The 17,126-nt window shown below is 71.1% G+C and carries 12 protein-coding genes and 2 pseudogenes; all 14 read left to right on the top strand.

All coding sequences use genetic code 11. The features are described from left to right. Positions 1-113: 113 nt before the first annotated feature. The 14 genes and pseudogenes from ispG to GTY84_RS32070 all read left to right on the top strand — a co-directional run bounded on the left by ispG (position 114) and on the right by GTY84_RS32070 (position 17,093). Positions 114-1,289 carry a flavodoxin-dependent (E)-4-hydroxy-3-methylbut-2-enyl-diphosphate synthase gene (gene ispG, locus GTY84_RS32135; protein ID WP_161229957.1) on the top strand — a complete coding sequence of 392 codons (1,176 nt, stop codon included), beginning with the start codon at positions 114-116 and terminating at the stop codon, positions 1,287-1,289. Then, positions 1,286-3,111, top strand: a pseudogene (locus tag GTY84_RS32130) (2-oxoacid:acceptor oxidoreductase subunit alpha). Before ispG ends, GTY84_RS32130 begins: the two are co-directional and overlap by 4 nt. After that, positions 3,101-4,039: pseudogene (locus tag GTY84_RS32125) on the top strand (2-oxoacid:ferredoxin oxidoreductase subunit beta). The pseudogenes GTY84_RS32130 and GTY84_RS32125 overlap by 11 nt, the downstream one beginning before the upstream one ends. Before the next feature lie 52 nt (positions 4,040-4,091). After that, entirely contained in the window at positions 4,092-4,412 is a 321-nt protein-coding gene (gene fdxA, locus GTY84_RS32120) for a ferredoxin (RefSeq protein ID WP_161229956.1), read from the top strand. Then, positions 4,409-5,365: a 4-(cytidine 5'-diphospho)-2-C-methyl-D-erythritol kinase gene (locus GTY84_RS32115; protein ID WP_161229955.1), complete on the top strand. Its 957-nt coding sequence runs from the start codon at positions 4,409-4,411 to the stop codon at positions 5,363-5,365. Before fdxA ends, GTY84_RS32115 begins: the two co-directional genes overlap by 4 nt. 407 nt (positions 5,366-5,772) lie before the next feature. Then, on the top strand, positions 5,773-6,078 hold the full coding sequence (locus GTY84_RS33255; RefSeq protein ID WP_202552514.1) for a transposase: 306 nt from the start codon (positions 5,773-5,775) through the stop codon (positions 6,076-6,078). A gap of 519 nt (positions 6,079-6,597) precedes the next feature. Continuing rightward, on the top strand, positions 6,598-7,224 hold the full coding sequence (locus GTY84_RS32105) for an NUDIX hydrolase (protein WP_161229954.1): 627 nt from the start codon (positions 6,598-6,600) through the stop codon (positions 7,222-7,224). A gap of 1,286 nt (positions 7,225-8,510) precedes the next feature. Next, positions 8,511-9,506 carry a substrate-binding domain-containing protein gene (locus tag GTY84_RS32100; protein WP_161229953.1) on the top strand — a complete coding sequence of 332 codons (996 nt, stop codon included), beginning with the start codon at positions 8,511-8,513 and terminating at the stop codon, positions 9,504-9,506. A gap of 130 nt (positions 9,507-9,636) precedes the next feature. Next, positions 9,637-11,187, top strand: a complete 1,551-nt coding sequence (locus GTY84_RS32095) for a sugar ABC transporter ATP-binding protein (RefSeq protein WP_161229952.1) — start codon at positions 9,637-9,639, stop codon at positions 11,185-11,187. Positions 11,188-11,189: 2 nt separating this feature from the next. Then, on the top strand, positions 11,190-12,242 hold the full coding sequence (locus GTY84_RS32090; RefSeq protein WP_161229951.1) for an ABC transporter permease: 1,053 nt from the start codon (positions 11,190-11,192) through the stop codon (positions 12,240-12,242). Positions 12,243-12,271: 29 nt separating this feature from the next. Continuing rightward, positions 12,272-13,729, top strand: coding sequence for an iron-containing alcohol dehydrogenase (locus GTY84_RS32085; RefSeq protein WP_161229950.1), 1,458 nt, complete (start codon positions 12,272-12,274; stop codon positions 13,727-13,729). A gap of 1 nt (position 13,730) precedes the next feature. Further along, the gene (locus tag GTY84_RS32080; protein ID WP_161229949.1) at positions 13,731-15,248 is read left to right on the top strand and encodes an FGGY family carbohydrate kinase; all 1,518 of its coding nucleotides are present in this window, start codon (positions 13,731-13,733) and stop codon (positions 15,246-15,248) included. Beyond that, the gene (locus tag GTY84_RS32075) at positions 15,245-16,054 is read left to right on the top strand and encodes an HAD-IIA family hydrolase (protein WP_202552512.1); all 810 of its coding nucleotides are present in this window, start codon (positions 15,245-15,247) and stop codon (positions 16,052-16,054) included. The genes GTY84_RS32080 and GTY84_RS32075 overlap by 4 nt, the downstream gene beginning before the upstream one ends. A gap of 1 nt (position 16,055) precedes the next feature. Further along, on the top strand, positions 16,056-17,093 hold the full coding sequence (locus GTY84_RS32070; RefSeq protein WP_161229947.1) for a sugar-binding domain-containing protein: 1,038 nt from the start codon (positions 16,056-16,058) through the stop codon (positions 17,091-17,093). Positions 17,094-17,126: the final 33 nt, after the last annotated feature.

Raw genomic sequence — 17,126 nt, 5'->3', positions numbered from 1 at the left:
CCGCCCGCCCCGCAAGCCGCTCACCAGGCGCGCCCGCTCCCGCCGCCACGCCTGTCCTCAGCATGTCCACAGCCCGGTCCGCCCGGACCGGCCGACCCTCTTGGGGAACTGTCATGCCTGTCGCTCTCGGAGTGCCGACGGTGCCGCCGAGGCTGGCCCGACGACGTACCAGCCGTCAGATCCAGGTAGGGACCGTACCCGTGGGCGGCGACGCCCCGGTCTCGGTCCAGTCCATGACCACGACCCGCACGTCCGACATCGGCGCGACCCTCCAGCAGATCGCCGAACTCACCGCGTCCGGCTGCCAGATCGTCCGCGTCGCCTGCCCCACGCAGGATGACGCGGACGCCCTCTCGACGATCGCGCGCAAGTCGCAGATCCCGGTGATCGCGGACATCCACTTCCAGCCGAAGTACGTGTTCGCCGCCATCGAGGCCGGGTGTGCCGCGGTCCGGGTGAACCCCGGCAACATCAAGCAGTTCGACGACAAGGTCAAGGAGATCGCGCGGGCCGCCAAGGACCACGGCACTCCGATCCGCATCGGCGTGAACGCGGGCTCGCTGGACCGGCGTCTCCTCCAGAAGTACGGCAAGGCGACGCCGGAGGCCCTGGTCGAGTCGGCGCTGTGGGAGGCGTCGCTCTTCGAGGAGCACGACTTCCGGGACATCAAGATCTCGGTGAAGCACAACGACCCGGTCGTCGTGATCGAGGCGTACAAGCAGCTCGCCGCCCAGTGCGACTACCCGCTGCACCTCGGCGTGACGGAGGCGGGCCCGGCATTCCAGGGCACGATCAAGTCGGCCGTCGCCTTCGGCGTGCTGCTCTCCCAGGGCATCGGCGACACGATCCGCGTCTCGCTGTCCGCGCCGCCCGCGGAGGAGGTCAAGGTCGGCATCCAGATCCTGGAGTCCCTGAACCTCAAGCAGCGCGGCCTGGAGATCGTCTCCTGCCCGTCCTGCGGCCGCGCCCAGGTCGACGTGTACAAGCTGGCCGAAGAGGTCACCGCGGGCCTGGAGGGCATGGACATCCCGCTGCGCGTGGCCGTCATGGGGTGCGTGGTGAACGGACCCGGCGAGGCCAGGGAAGCGGACCTCGGTGTCGCCTCCGGCAACGGCAAGGGGCAGATCTTCGTCAAGGGCGAGGTCGTCAGGACCGTCCCCGAGTCGAAGATCGTCGAGACGCTCATCGAGGAGGCGTTCAAGCTTGCGGAGCTGATGCGGCAGGACGAAGACGACGTCGACGACTCTTCCGGGGCCGCCCCGTCCGCCGGGCAGGAGACCGCCAAGTGAGCACACCGACCGCCGTCAGACAGCTCGACCGGGTCGTGATCCGCTTCGCCGGTGACTCCGGCGACGGCATGCAGCTGACCGGCGACCGGTTCACGGCGGAGACGGCCGGCCTCGGCAACGACCTGTCGACGCTGCCGAACTTCCCCGCCGAGATCCGCACCCCCGCAGGCACCCTGCCCGGAGTGTCGTCGTTCCAGGTGCACTTCGCCGACCACGACATCGTCACCCCCGGCGATGCCCCGGACGTCCTGGTCGCGATGAACCCGGCCGCACTCAAGGCCAACCTGGCCGATCTGCCGCGCGGCGCTGAAGTCATCGTCAACACCGACGAGTTCACCCGGCGCGCCCTCACGAAGGTGGCTGGAGTACCAGCCCGCTGGACGACGCCACGCTGGAGGCGTACCGGGTGCACCCAGTGGCGCTGACCACGCTGACCGTCGAGGCGCTCAAGGACTCGGGACTCACCCGCAAGGACGCGGAGCGGGCGAAGAACATGTTCGATCTGGGCCTGCTGTCCTGGATGTACCACCGGCCCACCGAGGGCACCGAGAAGTTCCTGCGCACCAAGTTCGCCAAGAAGCCGCAGCTGGCCGAGGCCAACGTGACCGCCTTCCGGGCGGGCTGGGACTACGGCGAGACCACGGAGTCGTTCGCCGTCTCCTACGAGGTCGCCCCGGCGAAGCGCGCCTTCACCCCGGGCCGCCACCGCAACATCTCCGGCAACCTCGCCCTCGCCCTGGGCCTGGTGGCCGCCGCCGAGCGCGCGCAACTGCCGCTGTTCCTCGGCTCGTACCCGATCACCCCGACCTCGGACATCCTGCACGAGCTGTCGCGGCACAAGAACGCGGCCCTCGGCGCCGCCTTCGGCGGATCACTGACGGTGACGACGACGTCCGGGCCGGGCGTGGCCCTGAAGTCGGAGACCATCGGTCTCGCCGTCTCCCTCGAACTCCCCCTCCTGGTCGTCGACATCCTGCGCTGCGGCCCCTCGACCGGCCTGCCGACCAAGACCGAGCAGGCGGACCTGCTCCAGGCGATGTACGGCCGCAACGGCGAGGCCCCCGTCCCGGTGATCGCCCCGCATACCCCGGCCGACTGCTTCGACGCGACCCTGGAGGCGGCGCGGATCGCGCTCACCTACCGCACCCCGGTGTTCCTGCTCTCCGACGGCTACCTCGCCAACGGCTCCGAGCCCTGGTGCATCCCCGACGTAGCCGAACTGCCCGATCTGCGAGTGGAGTTCGCCACCGCGCCGAATCGCCCCGACGGCTCCTTCTGGCCGTATCTGCGCGACCCCGAGACCCTGGCCCGCCCTTGGGCGCTCCCCGGTACCCCGGGCCTCGAACACCGCATCGGCGGCATCGAGAAGCAGGACGGCACGGGCAACATCTCCTACGACTCCGCCAACCACGACTTCATGGTCCGCACCCGCCAGGCCAGGATCGACGGTATCGCCGTCCCCGACCTGGAGGTCGACGCCCCCTTCGGGGACGCCGGGCTGCTGGTACTGGGCTGGGGATCGACGTACGGTCCAATCACCGCGGCGGTGCGTGCGGTGCGGGCCGCCAGAGGCCGGGTCGCCACCGCGCATCTGCGCCACCTCACCCCCTTCCCCGCCAATCTCGGTGCGGTGCTGCGCCGTTACGACCGGGCCCTGGTGCCGGAGATGAACCTCGGCCAGCTCGCGCTGCTGCTGCGCGGGCGGTTCCTGGTGGACGTGCGCTCCCACACCCAGGTCTCCGGCATGCCGTTCAAGGCCGCGCAGCTGGCCGCTGTGATCGAGGAGAACGCAGAAGACACGGAGGACCCCGGTGCCCACTGACCTCCCGCTCACCGCGAAGGACCTCAAGTCCGACCAGGAGGTGCGCTGGTGCCCCGGCTGCGGGGAACTACGCGATCCTCGCCGCCGTCCAGGGCTTCATGCCGGAGCTGGGTATCGCCCGCGAGAACATCGTCTTCGTCTCGGGCATCGGCTACTCCTCCCGCTTCCCCTACTACATGAACACCTACGGCATGCACTCCGTGCACGGCCGCGCCCCCGCCATCGCGACCGGCCTGGCCTGCGCCCGCACCGACCTGTCGGTGTGGGTGGTCACCGGCGACAGCGACGCGCTGTCCATCGGCGGCAACCATCTGATCCACGCCCTGCGCCGCAACGTCAACCTCAAGATCCGGCTGTTCAACAACCAGATCTACGGGCTGACCAAGGGCCAGTACTCGCCGACCAGCGAGCAGGGCAAGGTCACCAAGTCGAGCCCGATGGGCTCCCTCGACGAGCCGTTCAACCCGCTGTCGCTGGCCATCGGCGCGGAGGCGTCCTTCGCCGCCCGCACGATCGACTCCGACCGGGGGCATCTCACGGACGTCCTGCGCCAGACCGCCGCCCACCCCGGCACGGCCCTGGTGGAGATCTACCAGAACTGCAACATCTTCAACGACGGCGCCTTCGACGCCCTCAAGAACCCCGCCACCCGCGACGACGCCCTGCTGCGCCTGGAGCACGGCAAGCCCTACCGGCTCACCCCGGACGCCGAGAGGCTGTCCACGACGTCGCGGACCCCGACCCCACCGCCGCCTTCGCCCTCTCCCGGCTACGGCATCCCACGCCCATCGGGGTCCTGCGCACCGTACGGCGCCCCGTCTACGACCGGCTGATGGACGACCAGCTGGAGCGGGCCGTCGCCGGGTGGGGCCGGGGCGACCTGGCCGCGCTGCTGGCCGGCAACGACACCTGGACGGTCGGGGCCTGAGCCCCCGACGAGCACCGCACACCGACAGCGACACGAGCAAAAGGAAGCATCCGTGACCTACGTCATCGCCCAGCCCTGTGTGGATGTCAAGGACAAGGCCTGCATCGAGGAATGCCCCGTCGACTGCATCTATGAGGGCCGGCGGTCCCTGTACATCCACCCGGACGAATGCGTCGACTGCGGCGCCTGCGAACCGGTCTGCCCCGTCGATGCGATCTTCTACGAGGACGACGTGCCGGGGGAGTGGACGGACTACCACAAGGCGAACGTCGAGTTCTTCGACGAGCTAGGCTCGCCCGGCGGCGCCAGCAGCCTCGGCCCGGTCGAGCGCGACCACCCGCTCGTCGCTGGACAGCCGGTCCGCACGGCATGAGCCAGGCCGGAGGGGGCCGCCGGGCGGGCATCACCGTCCGGGCGCCGGGCAAGGTCAACCTGGCGCTGTCGGTGAGCCCCCGCCGCCCGGACGGCTACCACGAACTCACCACCGTCTTCCTGGCGGTCGGCCTCCACGACGTGGTGCGGCTCGCCCCCGCACCGCGGCTCACCGTCACCGTCCGGGGCCCCGGCGCAGCCGACATCCCCGCCGGTGACGGCAATCTGGCGGCGCGGGCTGTCCGCCTGATCGCCCGCGCCGCCGGGGTCGAACCGTCTGTCGCCGTCCACATCGACAAACGCATCCCCGTCGCCGGCGGCATGGCCGGAGGCAGCGCCGACGCGGCGGCGGCGCTGGTGGGCTGCGACGCGCTGTGTGGCCTTGGCCTCTCCCGGGAGGAACTACTCCTCCTGGCCGCCGAACTGGGCAGCGACGTCGGCTTCCCGCTGTACGGCGGGGTCGCGCTGGGCACCGGACGCGGTGAACTCCTCACTCCGCTGGAGATTTCCGACGCCGGGGTGTTCCACTGGGTCTTCGCGGTGTCACCGCACGGCCTGGCCACCCCGGCGATCTTCCAGGAGTACGACCGGCTGCGGCGGACGCGGCTTGCCGACGGCGAGCGGCCCACGCAGGAGCGGGTGGCGGAGGTGACGGATGCACTGAACAGCGGCGACGCCGCCCTGCTCGCGGCGGCCGTCAAGGACGTCAACGACCTTCAGGAAGCCGCCCTGTCCCTGCGCCCGGAGCTGGCGGACACGCTGCGACTGGGGCCAGAGCACGGCGCCCTGGCCGGCCTGGTCTCGGGCTCGGGACCGACTTGCGCCTTCCTCACGGAGTCAGCACGCGCGGCGGCGACACTGGCCACCGCCCTGTCCGCGACCGGCTGCTACCGCGACGTCCTCGTCACAGCCGGCCCGGCGAACGGCTGTACGGCGGCCCCGGACTGGACCTAGGGCTGTCGAGGCCGGTACCGGAGAAAATCCGGAAACTGGCCCCTCGGCGTTCGACGCGAGGCCCAGCAGCTCCCGCCGCGAACGGTCGATCCGACCGATGAAGAGCATCTACGCAAGGCTGGATCGTTTCTTCGAGGCCGCCGATACCCAGCGGATCGAGTACGTCGCGTCCTTGGTCAGGCAGTAGCCCTCGACCTGGTGGGGATGACTCCAAGCGCGCGCCGTCTGAACCCTGCAGACCTCCACGATGACGTTCTCCTACTCGACCAGGTCACCGTCTCCGTGCTGGCCACCGCCTACCGGCCTCGGTAGCTCAGGCCGCTGAGTTCGGAGACACGTAGGGACTGCTGCACGGATGAGTGACACGTGACCTGGCTTGCTGAGAGGCGGCCTGGACGGATGTTGCAGTGCCCAAGCCGTATCCGAAGGAGTTTCGCCAGGGCGTCGTGCGGGTCGCGCGTAGCCGCAAGCCCGGCGTCACGCTGAGGTGGGCCGCCGACTTCGGCGTCCACCCGATCACGCTGTCGAAGTGGCTGCGCCGCGCCGAGACCGACGAGGGCGCCAGGTCCGCACCGGTTTCGGGTGAGTTGGCTGAGCTGCGCGAGGCCGCGAGCGAATCCGGCTGCTGGAGCAGGAGAACGAGGTCCTGCGCCGGGCTGCGGCGTATTTGTCGCAGGCGAACCTGCCGGCAAAATGATGCATCCGCTCCGTGAGCTGGCCGTCGCCGGTGCGCCCCTTACCGGGTGCCGGTGGCGGTGACGTGCCGGGTACTCAAGCTGGCCCGCCAGCCCTACTACCAGTGGCCGGCCAGGCCGGTCACCGATGCCGAAGTGAAGTTCCCCCAGACCTGTGGCTAGAACCCGCAGCTCGCAACTTGGGGACATAGCCATGCGGCCCACGGACAGTGACGCGGCTGCTTGAGTGAGGCACGCAGATCTTTGACTGCTCCCCTCCCGGGCCCGGACCCATGTCAAGCGGAGCTCGGCCAACGGGGCCGCCCGCAGCCTCGGTGAACTGGGATTCTGCTTCGCAGGCGACCCGAGTCGTTGCGGTACCGGCACGGCATCCCCGATGGGGTCTCCCGACGGTACCGGTCTCGCTCCCGTGCGGGCTGGCCTGATCTTGGAGCGCCGGAGGCGGTATACGGTGGCCCGGGGAGCAGGCCTCCAAGAGGCAGGTGCTTCGGTTTTGGCATGGGGTGTTTTCTGCGGGTACGTGTGGAAGGACAGGACGTGACGATCAAGGACGTCCCCGAGGGGTGGGAGATCCGGGCGACAGAGACTCCGTTCGTCGGGAACAAGACCTCGGTCCGTACCGACGAGGTGGTCATGCCCGACGGCTCCGTGGCCCGCCGCGACTACCAGGTGCACCCGGGGTCCGTGGCCGTCCTGGCCCTCGACGACGAGGACCGGGTGCTGTTGGTCCGCCAGTACCGCCACCCGGTGCGGCAGCGGCTGTGGGAGATCCCGGCCGGGCTGCTCGACGTGCCCGGCGAGAACCCGCTGCACGCCGCCCAGCGCGAGCTGTATGAGGAGGCGCATGTCAAGGCCGAGGACTGGCGGGTGCTGACCGACGTGTACCCCACCGCTGGCGGCTGCGACGAGGCCGTACGGATCTTCCTGGCCCGCACACTGTCCGAGGTGGACGGCGAGCGCTTCGAGGCCGAACACGAGGAGCTCGACATGGAGCTGGCCCGAGTGCCGGTCGATGAGCTGGTGCGCGGTGTGCTTGCCGGCGACCTGCACAACAACTGCCTGGTGGTCGGGGTGCTTGCGTTCGTCGCGGCGCAGCAGGGTGACGGCCTGGACGCCCTGCGTCCGGCCGAGGCGCCCTGGCCCGCGCGTCCCTGCGAGTCCTGACCCTCTCATCCCCCGATCCGGTGTGACGATCGCCTGATCCGGTCGGGCGACGTGTCCGTCGCACTCCGCCCGGTGCGTCGCGGAGAGCGAACCCGGCGACATTCACCCCGTCGCGATGTCCGGCACGCTGCCTCGGGTTCTTCGAGCAGCGGGCCCCACTGGCCGCACCGCCCGAACGGCCGAATACGTCCCGTACGAGGGCTTCCGGCCGGTGCTCCCCCGAGTTTTGAGTTATTCGAGCAGGGACTCCGGAGCACACATCGGACGCCGCCGCTCCTTGACGGGCGAACGTCACCTGCTGGGGCAGCCGCTGCGGAGCGAGCGCCCGCAGCGGCCCTCACCGCCGAGCCGGCGCTTCACCGGCTGGGAGAACCGGATCAGTCCACGGGGTGTTGTCGGTGTCGCAGCGGCCGCCGAACTGCGGCTCGCGCTCGTCCCGCCCCATGTGACCAGCGGAGACGAACACGCAGGTCTCATCTGGAAGTCGGCCCTGCGCGCCGGGGTTACGAGCGGGGGTGGGGAAGAGGAGGAGTGATTCCGTCGGTCTCTGGCTCCCCGGCCGAGAGGTCTCCGGCTCTCTGACCGGCGGTCCCTGACTTCCTGTCCGACAGCTGAGGCCGGCCGAGGGCGAGCGGTCGCTCGCCCTCGGCCGGCGGGGTGCGTCGGGAGCCGATCGCGGGCACCGGCCCGCCCGCCTTCCCGCCGGGACCGGTGTGAGCGACCGGTGATCCACCACCACAGCTGAGCCCGGTACGGCAGTTGCCCACTCACCCCGTACGGACGGATGGTGCGCCTGGCCCTGTATGGGCGGACCGTGCGGGCCCCCGTACGGGAGGACGGCGTGCCCGACCCAGGCCGGGTTGATTGCGGCGGCGCCATTCGCGCGGGCAGGGCAGGGCATCAAACACGCGATTCCGCGAACCGGAGCCATACGGGTCGTAAGGCCATACTCCCGGTCAACTCTCCCTTTGCGCACGACCCGAGGCGCTGTTCCCGGCGCCGTCGGCGGGTGCCGGGAAGGGCCGGTTGAATGCGGTGCGCAGCGGTTGACGACGGATGCTCCGTGTGCTGGGCGCGGTGTCCGCCGGGGTCCCCGGAGCCCCGGTAGCGACGACGTTTTCGCGCCCCTTTCCGGGGTGTGCTCCGCACCGTGGCCCTGCCGCGTTCCCGCAAGGGGGCTTGACCTTGCGTGATAGATGCCACAGACTACGATGCATTCTCATTGAGGGCATGAATTTATATGCACACTCGATGGTGGGATCAGCACTCACTCAAGGGAAGATGCGATGACTCCCCGTTCCTCGACCATGCGCGGTGCCTGCACCGCGGCTGTTTTCGGACTCACTGCCCTGTCGCTGGCCGCCTGTGGCGAAGGGTCCACCGCGGATGGCAGCGGCAAGAAGGTCATCGGTGTCTCGGTCGCCGACCAGAAGTCGCTGTTCTACGTCGCCGAGGTCGCCGGCATCAAGGCCGAGGCCAAGAAGCACGGCTACGAAATCAAGATCACCTCGGCCAACAACGACTCCTCGGCCCAGGTCAAGCAGGTCAACGACCTGCTCACCCAGCAGATCGGGGCCCTCATCTTCACCTCGCAGGACTCCACCGCCGCAGCCGCCGGCGTGCGCGCGGCCAACCAGGCCGACGTCCCGGTCATCGCCGTCGACCAGCGGCCCGAGTCGGGCGAGGGCAAGCTCGCGACCTACATCGCGACCGACAGTGTCAAGGCCGCCTACGACCTCTGCACCTGGATGTTCGAGCAGATCGGAGGCGAGGGCGAGATCGCCATCCTGCACGGGGTGCTCGGCTCCACCGCGGAGATCCAGCGCACCGAGGGCTGCAAGAAGGCGATCAAGGAGAACCCCGGCATCAAGGTGGTGGCCGAGGAGACCGCGAACTGGGACGAGACCCAGGCGTTCAAGGCTACCCAGAACGTCCTCACCGCGAACCCCCGGCTCGACGCCGTCTTCGGCGAGAGCGACGCGATGGCGATCGGCGCGTCCAAGGCCGCCAAGAAGGCGGGCAGGGAGATCTTCTCCGTCGGCATCGACGGGTTCCCGACGATGTTCGACGCCGTCGAAAGCGGCCTGACCCAGGCCACCATGGCGCAGAAGCCCTACGTGATGGGCCAGCTCGCTGTCCGCAACGCGATCGCGCTGATGGATGGCAAGGGCGACGACATCCCCGCCGAGCAGTACCAGGACACGACGCTCATCGACGCGAAGACGGTCAGGAGCAACAAGGTCGAGGACTTCTACGGCCCCGACGCGCGGTCCGCCAAGTGACGGCCGGCTGACCGACTTCCGAGCCCAGCGGCGACCCGTGCGGTGCTGCGCCCACCGAGCCTCCCAGCACGACCCGGCTCAGCCAGCACCGCCTCGTGGTCCCACGAGTCACTCCTGAGAGGGAGGCGAGATGAACCGCGCAGGAGACGGCGCGAACGCCGGCCTGGTGTGCACCGGCCTGGTGAAGACCTACAGCGACGTGACCGTGGTGAAGGCAGTCGACTTCGCCGTCCGACCCGGCACCGTGGTCGGCCTGATCGGCGAGAACGGGGCCGGCAAGTCGACCCTCAGCTCGCTGATCACCGGTGTGGCCCAGCCCGACGCCGGCATCATGACGCTCGACGGGCAGCCCTACAGCCCCGGCAGCCCCGCCGAGGCGCTGCGCGAGGGCGTGGTGCTGATCCACCAGGAGATCCGGCTGCTGCCCGACCTGTCAGTCGCCGAGAACATCTTCCTCGGCCGTCAGCCGCGGCGCCGGGGCCGCATCGACCGCGACCGGATGAACCGGGAGGCCGCCGACCTGCTCGCCTCGCTCGGTGCCGACCTCGACCCCCGGCGTCTGGTGCGCGGACTGTCGATGGCGGTCCAGCAGGAGATCGAGATCGCCAAGGCGCTCAGCCGCCATCCCCGCTACGTCGTCTTCGACGAGCCGTCGGCCTCACTCGGCGAGAGTGAGACCGAGCATGTCCTGGACCGGATCCGGGCGCTGCGCGAGCGCGGCGCCGGCGTCGTCTACATCTCCCACCGCCTTGACGAGGTCCGCGACGTCTGCGACGAGATCGTCTGCCTGCGCGACGGCTCGCGGGTCGCGTCCTGGCAGGACAGCAGCGTTGCCAAGGAGCAGTTGGTCAACGCGATGGTGGGCCGCGAGTTCACCTACGAGCACGTGCCGCCCAAGCCCAGCCGCGCCGACATCGTCCTCAAGGTACGCGGCCTGAGCCGCACCGGCGTCTTCGAGGACATCTGCTTCGACGTCGCCGCCGGCGAGGTGCTCGGCATCGCCGGCCTGGTCGGCGCCGGCCGCACCGAGGTGGTGCGGGCGATCGCCGGCCTCGACCGGCCGGACGCCGGCGAGGTCCACGTCGAAGGACGCCGGCTGCCCTGCACCAGCCCCCGCTCGGCCATCAAGGCTGGCGTGGTGCTGGTGCCGGAGGACCGCAAGGGCCAGGGCCTGCACCTCAACCGCTCCGCCGCCGACAACATCACGCTGCCCTGGGAAGGCCGCCTCACCACCGGCGGCGTGCTCACCGGCCGCACGGTGAAGAAGATCGCGGCCGAGCAGCGTGCCCGCCTCGACATCCGCGGCGACATGGCGCTGCCGGTCCGCTCGATGTCGGGCGGCAACCAGCAGAAGGTCCTGATCGGCAAGTGGCTGGTCCACGACCCCAAGGTGCTCATCGTCGACGAGCCCACCCGCGGCGTCGACGTCGGCGCCAAGATGGCGATCTACCAGATCCTCCGCTCGCTCGCCGAACAGGGCCTCGCGGTGATCGTCGTCTCTTCCGAGCTCGAGGAGGTCCTCGGGCTCTCCCACCGTGTCCTCGTCATGTCGGGCGGCCGCCAACGCGGTGTCCTGCGCCGCGAGGAGGCCACACCCCAGCGCGTCATGGAGCTCGCCGTCCCGGCCGGAGCCGACGAGCCCGACGCGCCCTCGCTCACCACTACCGCAGCAGGAAGGTGACCATGCCCACGAACCAGGCCGCTCCCCCGGCCCGTGACACGACAACCACGTCGGCCCGCGCTGTCGTCGCCCCGTCCGGCAGCAAGCGTGCGGCCGACGGCCTGCTGGGCCCCGTGCTGAACGCGCTGCGCGCGCTGCCCGGCCCGCTGCTCGGCCTCATCGCCCTCGTGGTGGGGCTGTCGTTCCTGTCGCCGTACTTCCTGACCCAGCGTAACCTCATCAACATCGTCAGCCAGAACGCCGACATCGGCATCATGGCCGTCGGCGCCGCGCTGGTGATCCTCATCGGCGGCATCGACCTGTCGGTCGGCTCGACGCTGGCCCTGTCGATGATGACCAGCGCCTGGCTCTTCCGCGAGCACCACCTGCCCTTCGCCTTCTGCGTGCTCGCCGGCCTGGCCGTCGGCGCCCTGGTCGGCCTGACGAACGGCGCCCTGTCGACCTACGGCCGCATCCAGCCCTTCGTCGCCACCCTGGCCACGATGTCGGCCGCCGCCGGCCTGGCGCTCTACCTGACCGACGGCAACCCCATCAACGGCTTCCCGGACTGGTACCTCGCGATCACCAACACCGACATCCTCGGCTTCCCCCTGGAGGCCTACATCCTGGTGCTCACCTACCTGGTCACGGCCTTCTGGCTGCGTTTCCGCCCCAGCGGCCGCGCCCTCTACGCCGTCGGCGGCAACGCCGAGGTGGCCCGTCTCTCCGGCCTCAACGTCACCCGCATCAAGATCACCGTGTACGTCGTTGCCGGCCTGCTCGCCGCGCTCGCCGGCATCATCGTCGCCTCCCGCCTGGACTCCGCCCAGCCGACCGCCGGCACCGCAGACCTGCTCAACGTCATCGCGGTCGTCGTGATCGGCGGCGCCAGCCTCTCCGGCGGCTCCGGCAGCATGCTCAACACCTTCATCGGCGTGCTGATCATCGGCGTGCTCAACAACGGCATGTCGCTGCTCAACGTCTCGCCCAACCTGCAGCCCGTGGTGATCGGCATCGCGATCATCATCGCCGTCCTCACCGACCGTGCCAGCCGGGCCCGCCAGGCAAGCGCCTGACCGACCCACCAGCTCCGAGAGGAACCAGCGTGCCGACCCACGTCGTCCACCCCGTCCGCGACCTGCTGCGCCAGGTCGACCCCGAGGGCGAGCTCGCCCCCTGCTCGCTTCGGCAGCTGCTGCTCGGGCCGGGCGCGATCACAGCGGTCGCGACCACGGTCGAGGAACTGCTCGCCGCGGCGGGCCGGGCGCCGACCGGCCGACCCACCGTCGCCCTGCTGGTCGACCCGGTGCCGATGACCCGGCTCGGCGCGGACCTCAAGGACCTGGTCGAGCGGCAGCTGGCCGAGCGCTTCGAGGTCCGTCGGGTACTGCTCGACGACGGGCACCCTGAGCTGCACGTCTCCGACGCCGTCCTGGCCGACGCCGTCCGCGGCGTGGCCGCCGCCGACGCCGTGGTCGCCCTCGGCGGCGGCACGATCAGCGACCTCGGCAAGCTCGCGGCGTTCGCCGGCTCCGGCCCCGCCCCGGTGCTGGTCGCGGTGCAGACCGCCGCCTCGGTCGACGGCTACACCGACGACGTGTCGGTGGTGCTGCGCGACGGGGTGAAGCGCACGGTTCCCTCGCGCTGGCCCGACGCCGTCGTGGCCGACGCCGAGACGATCGCCGAGGCGCCGGCCCGCATGAACCGCGCCGGCTTCGGCGAGATGACCTCGATGCTCACCGCCCCGGCCGACTGGCGGCTGGCGAACCTGGTCGGTACCGACACCACCTTCCACGAGGGCCCGATCCGGCTGCTGGAGGTCGTCGGCGCCGACATAGACACCTGGTCGCCCGGGGTGCGCGGCGGCGACCCCGACGCGGTCGCCGCCCTGACCCGGGCACTGGCCCTGCGCGGTCTGGCGACCGGCATCGCCGGGACCACCGCGGTGCTCTCCGGCGTCGAGCACCTGGTCAGCCACATGCTCGACCAGCACCACGCCGGCCACCACCTGCCCATCGGACTGCACGGTGCCCAGGTGGGCGCCGCCGCAGTCGTCGCCGCCGCGGCCTGGGAACTGCTCCTCGACCGGCTCGCCACCACCGCCGCGCCCAGCTTCGACGAGGAGGTGCTGGACCCCGGCCGGGCCCGCGCCCGGGTCGAGCACGCCTTCGCCGGCCTCGGTGCCGGCATCGCCACGGAGTGCTGGCACGACTACGAGCGCAAGCTCGGCGCGGTCACCGCCGCGCGCGGCCGGCTGGCGGAGGCGCTGCGCGCGTGGAACCGGCACGAACCGGAACTGCGCCGCCTGGTTCGTCCGAGCGCCGAGATCGCCGCCGCCCTGCGCGCCGCTGGGGCCCCGGCCACGCCCGCCGAACTCGACCCCTTCGTCCCCCGTCCGCTGTGGCGCTGGGCGGTCGCCCACTGCGCCCTCATGCGCAACCGCTTCACGGTCGTCGACCTGCTGATGTTCCTCGGCTGGTGGACCGACGCCGAGGTCGACGAGGTGCTGGCCCGTGCCGAGGCCGCCGTGCGGTCCGCTGACGGTCCGGAGCTGGTGAGCTGAGATGACCGACGACTACGTGATCGGCGTCGACTGCTCGACCACCGCCGCGAAGGCCGTCGTCTGGCGGGCCGACGGCGTCGCCCTCTCCGAGAACCGGCGCGTCTTCGACCTGAGCCAGCCGCGGCCGGGCTGGGGCGAGCAGAACGCCGAGGACTGGTGGACGGCTACCAAGTCGGCGCTCAGGCGCGCCGTCCAGACCGTCGACACCTCTCGCCTGCGCGCGCTGAGCATCACCCACCAGCGCGAGTCCTTCGTGTGCCTCGACCACGCCGGCAAGCCGCTGCGACCGGCGATGCTCTGGCTCGACACCCGCGCCACCGAGGAGGTCGCGAAGTACGGCACCGCCGAGGTGCACCGCATCACCGGCAAGCCGGCCAACCCGACCCCCGCCTGGTACAAACTGCTCTGGCTCGCTCGGCACGAGCCCGACACGATGGCCCGGGTCAGCAAGGTCGTCGACGTCCAGGGCTTCCTGGTGCATCGGCTCATCGGCGAGTGGGTCACCTCGTGGGCCAGCGCCGACCCGCTGGGCCTGGTCGACATGGCCACCTTCGACTACGGCGACGGCCTCCTCGCCGCCGCCGGCCTGACCCGTTCCCAGCTGAGCGAACTGCGTCCGCCGGGCAGCGTGCTGGGCACGCTGCTGCCCGAGGTCGCCCACGAACTCGGCCTGCCGCTGGGGCTGCAGGTCGTCGCGGGCGCCGGCGACGGCCAGTGCGCCCAGCTCGGCTGCGGAGTCACCGGGCCCGAGCGCGCCTACCTCAACCTCGGCTCCGGCATCGTCTCGGGCACGCACAGCGACGAGTACGCCCACGGCACGGAGTTCCGCACCCTCGCCTCGGCGATCCCCGGCGCCTACACGCTGGAGACCTTCCTCGGCGGCGGCACGGTCAACCTCAGCTGGTTCGTGGAGAAGTTCTCCGGCGTCGACACCCGCGCCCTCGGCCTCGACCTCACCCCCGAGCAGGTCCTGGAGACCGCCGCCGCCAAGCTGCCGCCCGGCGCCGAGGGTCTGTTGGCCCTGCCCTACTGGGCCGGCGCGCTGACGCCGTACTGGGACCACAACGCGCGGGGCGCGCTGATCGGGCTCACCGGCATCCACGGCAAGTCCCACGTCTACCGCGCGCTGCTCGAGGGCATCGCGCTCGAACAGCGCTTCCTGACCGCCGGTACCGAGACGGCGAGGGGCCGACCGATCAACGAGGTCGTCGCCCTCGGCGGCGGCTCCCGCAGCCCGGTGTGGTGCCAGATCATCGCCGACGTCATGCGCCGGCGGCTCACCGTGGTGAAGGAGCCCGAGAGCACCTGCCTCGGCGCCGGCATGCTGGCGGCCGCAGCCGTCGGCGTCCACGCCTCGGTGGCCGCGGCCACCGAGGCGATGAGCGGCACCGCCTCGGCCTACGAGCCGGTGCCCGAGACCGCCGCCGTCTACGACGGCATCTACGAGGTCTACCGCGACATCTACCCGGTCAACCGCGACCTGTTCGCCCGGCTGGCGGCGGTGACGACGTGCACGTGACCGAGCCCCGCCCCTACCGCGGCTATCTCTTCGACCTCGACGGCACGATCTACCTCGGCGACGAACTGCTCCCGGGCGCGCGGCACCTGGTGAGGACGCTCCGTGAGCGCGGCCGCGAGACGCTGTTCCTTTCCAACAACCCCACCCGCGATCCCCAGATGTACGCCGACAAGCTCGGCCGCCTCGGGATTCCGACCCCGGTCAGCCACATCGTGAACCCCGTGGTCACCATGGCCGCCTGGCTGCGGGCGGAGGCGCCCGGCGCGTCGGTCTTCGTCATCGGTGAGGCGCCGCTGGTGCGAGCGATCGAGCAGGCCGGCCTCCGGGTTACCGACCGGGCCGAGGAGATTGACATCGTCGTCGCCAGCTACGACCGCGGCTTCGACTACGCCAAGCTGCAGATCGCCTTCGACGCCCTGTGGCAACACGGCCGCGCCCGGCTGGTCGCCACCAACCCCGACGCCTACTGCCCCTTCCCAGGCGGCCGGGGCGAGCCGGACGCCGCCGCAGTGATCGCCGCGATCGAGGCCAGCACCGGCAAGCGGTGCGAGGTCAACGTCGGCAAGCCCTCGGCGGTGATGTTGGAGACCGCGCTGGGCGTGCTCGGCCTCGCCCCCTCGGAGTGCGTGATGGTCGGCGACCGGCTCTACACCGACATCGAGATGGCCGTCGATGTCGGCGTCGACTCGGCCCTCGTGCTCACCGGTGAGAGCACCGAGGAGATGGTCGCCGCCCTGCCGCCCGAGCGCCGGCCCACCTGGGTGCTGCAGCGCATCGACGAACTGCTGAACCCGGCGGAGGTGTGAGATGACCCTGCTCTCCGGCACCGGTACCCCGACCGCCCTGGGCTCCGCGGCGCCCGGGCAGGTGCGCCTGATGGCCGTGATCTCACGGCTCTACCACGTGCACGGACTGCGCCAGCGCGACATCGCCGTCCGTCTGGACATGTCGCAGGCGCGCGTCTCGAGGGTGCTGAAACAGGCCGAGGCCCACGGCATCGTCCGCACTGTCGTCGCCGTCCCCGAAGGGCTGCACCCCGACCTCGAAGAGGAGCTGGAGCACCGGTTCGGGCTCCAGGAGGTGCACGTCGTCGAGGTCGGCCCGGCGCGCGGCGACACCGCCGTAGTCCTCGGCCGCGCGGCCGCGCGCTACCTCAGCGAGGCCGGCCTCTCCGGCGAGGTGGTTGGCTTCACCTCGTGGAGCCGGGCCCTGCAGGAAATGGCGCGCGCCACCCCGCTCGCCTCCCGCCCGGCCGCCCGGTACGTCGTGGAGATGCTCGGTGACCTCGGCTCGCCGCTGCTGCAGCACTCCGCCGCGCGCTCGACCCAGGCGATGGCCCACGCGCTTGGTGCCGAGGCGGTCTTTCTGCGCACGCCCGGCGTCATGCCCTCCCCGGCGATGAGGGCCGCCGTCCTCGGCGACGCACACGTGCGCCGCGCGCTCGACCTGCTCGACCGGCTCGACGTCGCCTTCGTCGGCGTGGGTCCGCCCGATGTGCACAGCGGACTCGAGGCCGGCGACCACTACTTCACCACCGAGCAACTGGCCCGGGTGCGTGCCGCCGGCGCGGTCGGCCAGCTCAACCAGCGCTTCCTCGACGCGGCAGGCCTGCCGGTCAGGACCCCGCTGGACGACCTCGTGGTGGGCAGCACCCTGGACGCCGTCGTTCGGGCCCGGCGGCGCGTCGTCGTAGCCGGCGGCGCCGCCAAGCACCGCGCGATCGGCGCGGCCCTCGCCGGCGGGTACGTCGATGTGCTCATCACCGACGTGGCGACCGCCCGCGCGCAGTTGGCGACCGACGGGGCTCGCGAGGCCCCCGCAGTACCGGAGCCGCCCGTGACCTAGCCCGTCCGGATGCGGGATGACGTGGCGCTTGTA

This window comes from Streptomyces sp. SID8352 (assembly GCF_009862265.1).
GTDB lineage: Bacteria > Actinomycetota > Actinomycetes > Streptomycetales > Streptomycetaceae > Streptomyces.
Note: the sequence above shows the minus strand (reverse complement) of the source record. Positions and strands in the feature narration are given on the sequence as shown.

Excerpts from the sequence above, each read along its gene's own strand:
- GTY84_RS32100 (WP_161229953.1), top strand. The coding sequence starts at position 8,511 with ATGACTCCCCGTTCCTCGACCATGCGCGGTGCCTGCACCGCGGCTGTT.
- GTY84_RS32070 (WP_161229947.1), top strand. The coding sequence starts at position 16,056 with ATGACCCTGCTCTCCGGCACCGGTACCCCGACCGCCCTGGGCTCCGCG.
- GTY84_RS32080 (WP_161229949.1), top strand. The coding sequence starts at position 13,731 with ATGACCGACGACTACGTGATCGGCGTCGACTGCTCGACCACCGCCGCG.
- ispG (WP_161229957.1), top strand. The coding sequence starts at position 114 with ATGCCTGTCGCTCTCGGAGTGCCGACGGTGCCGCCGAGGCTGGCCCGA.
- GTY84_RS32115 (WP_161229955.1), top strand. The coding sequence starts at position 4,409 with ATGAGCCAGGCCGGAGGGGGCCGCCGGGCGGGCATCACCGTCCGGGCG.
- GTY84_RS32090 (WP_161229951.1), top strand. The coding sequence starts at position 11,190 with ATGCCCACGAACCAGGCCGCTCCCCCGGCCCGTGACACGACAACCACG.
- GTY84_RS32095 (WP_161229952.1), top strand. The coding sequence starts at position 9,637 with ATGAACCGCGCAGGAGACGGCGCGAACGCCGGCCTGGTGTGCACCGGC.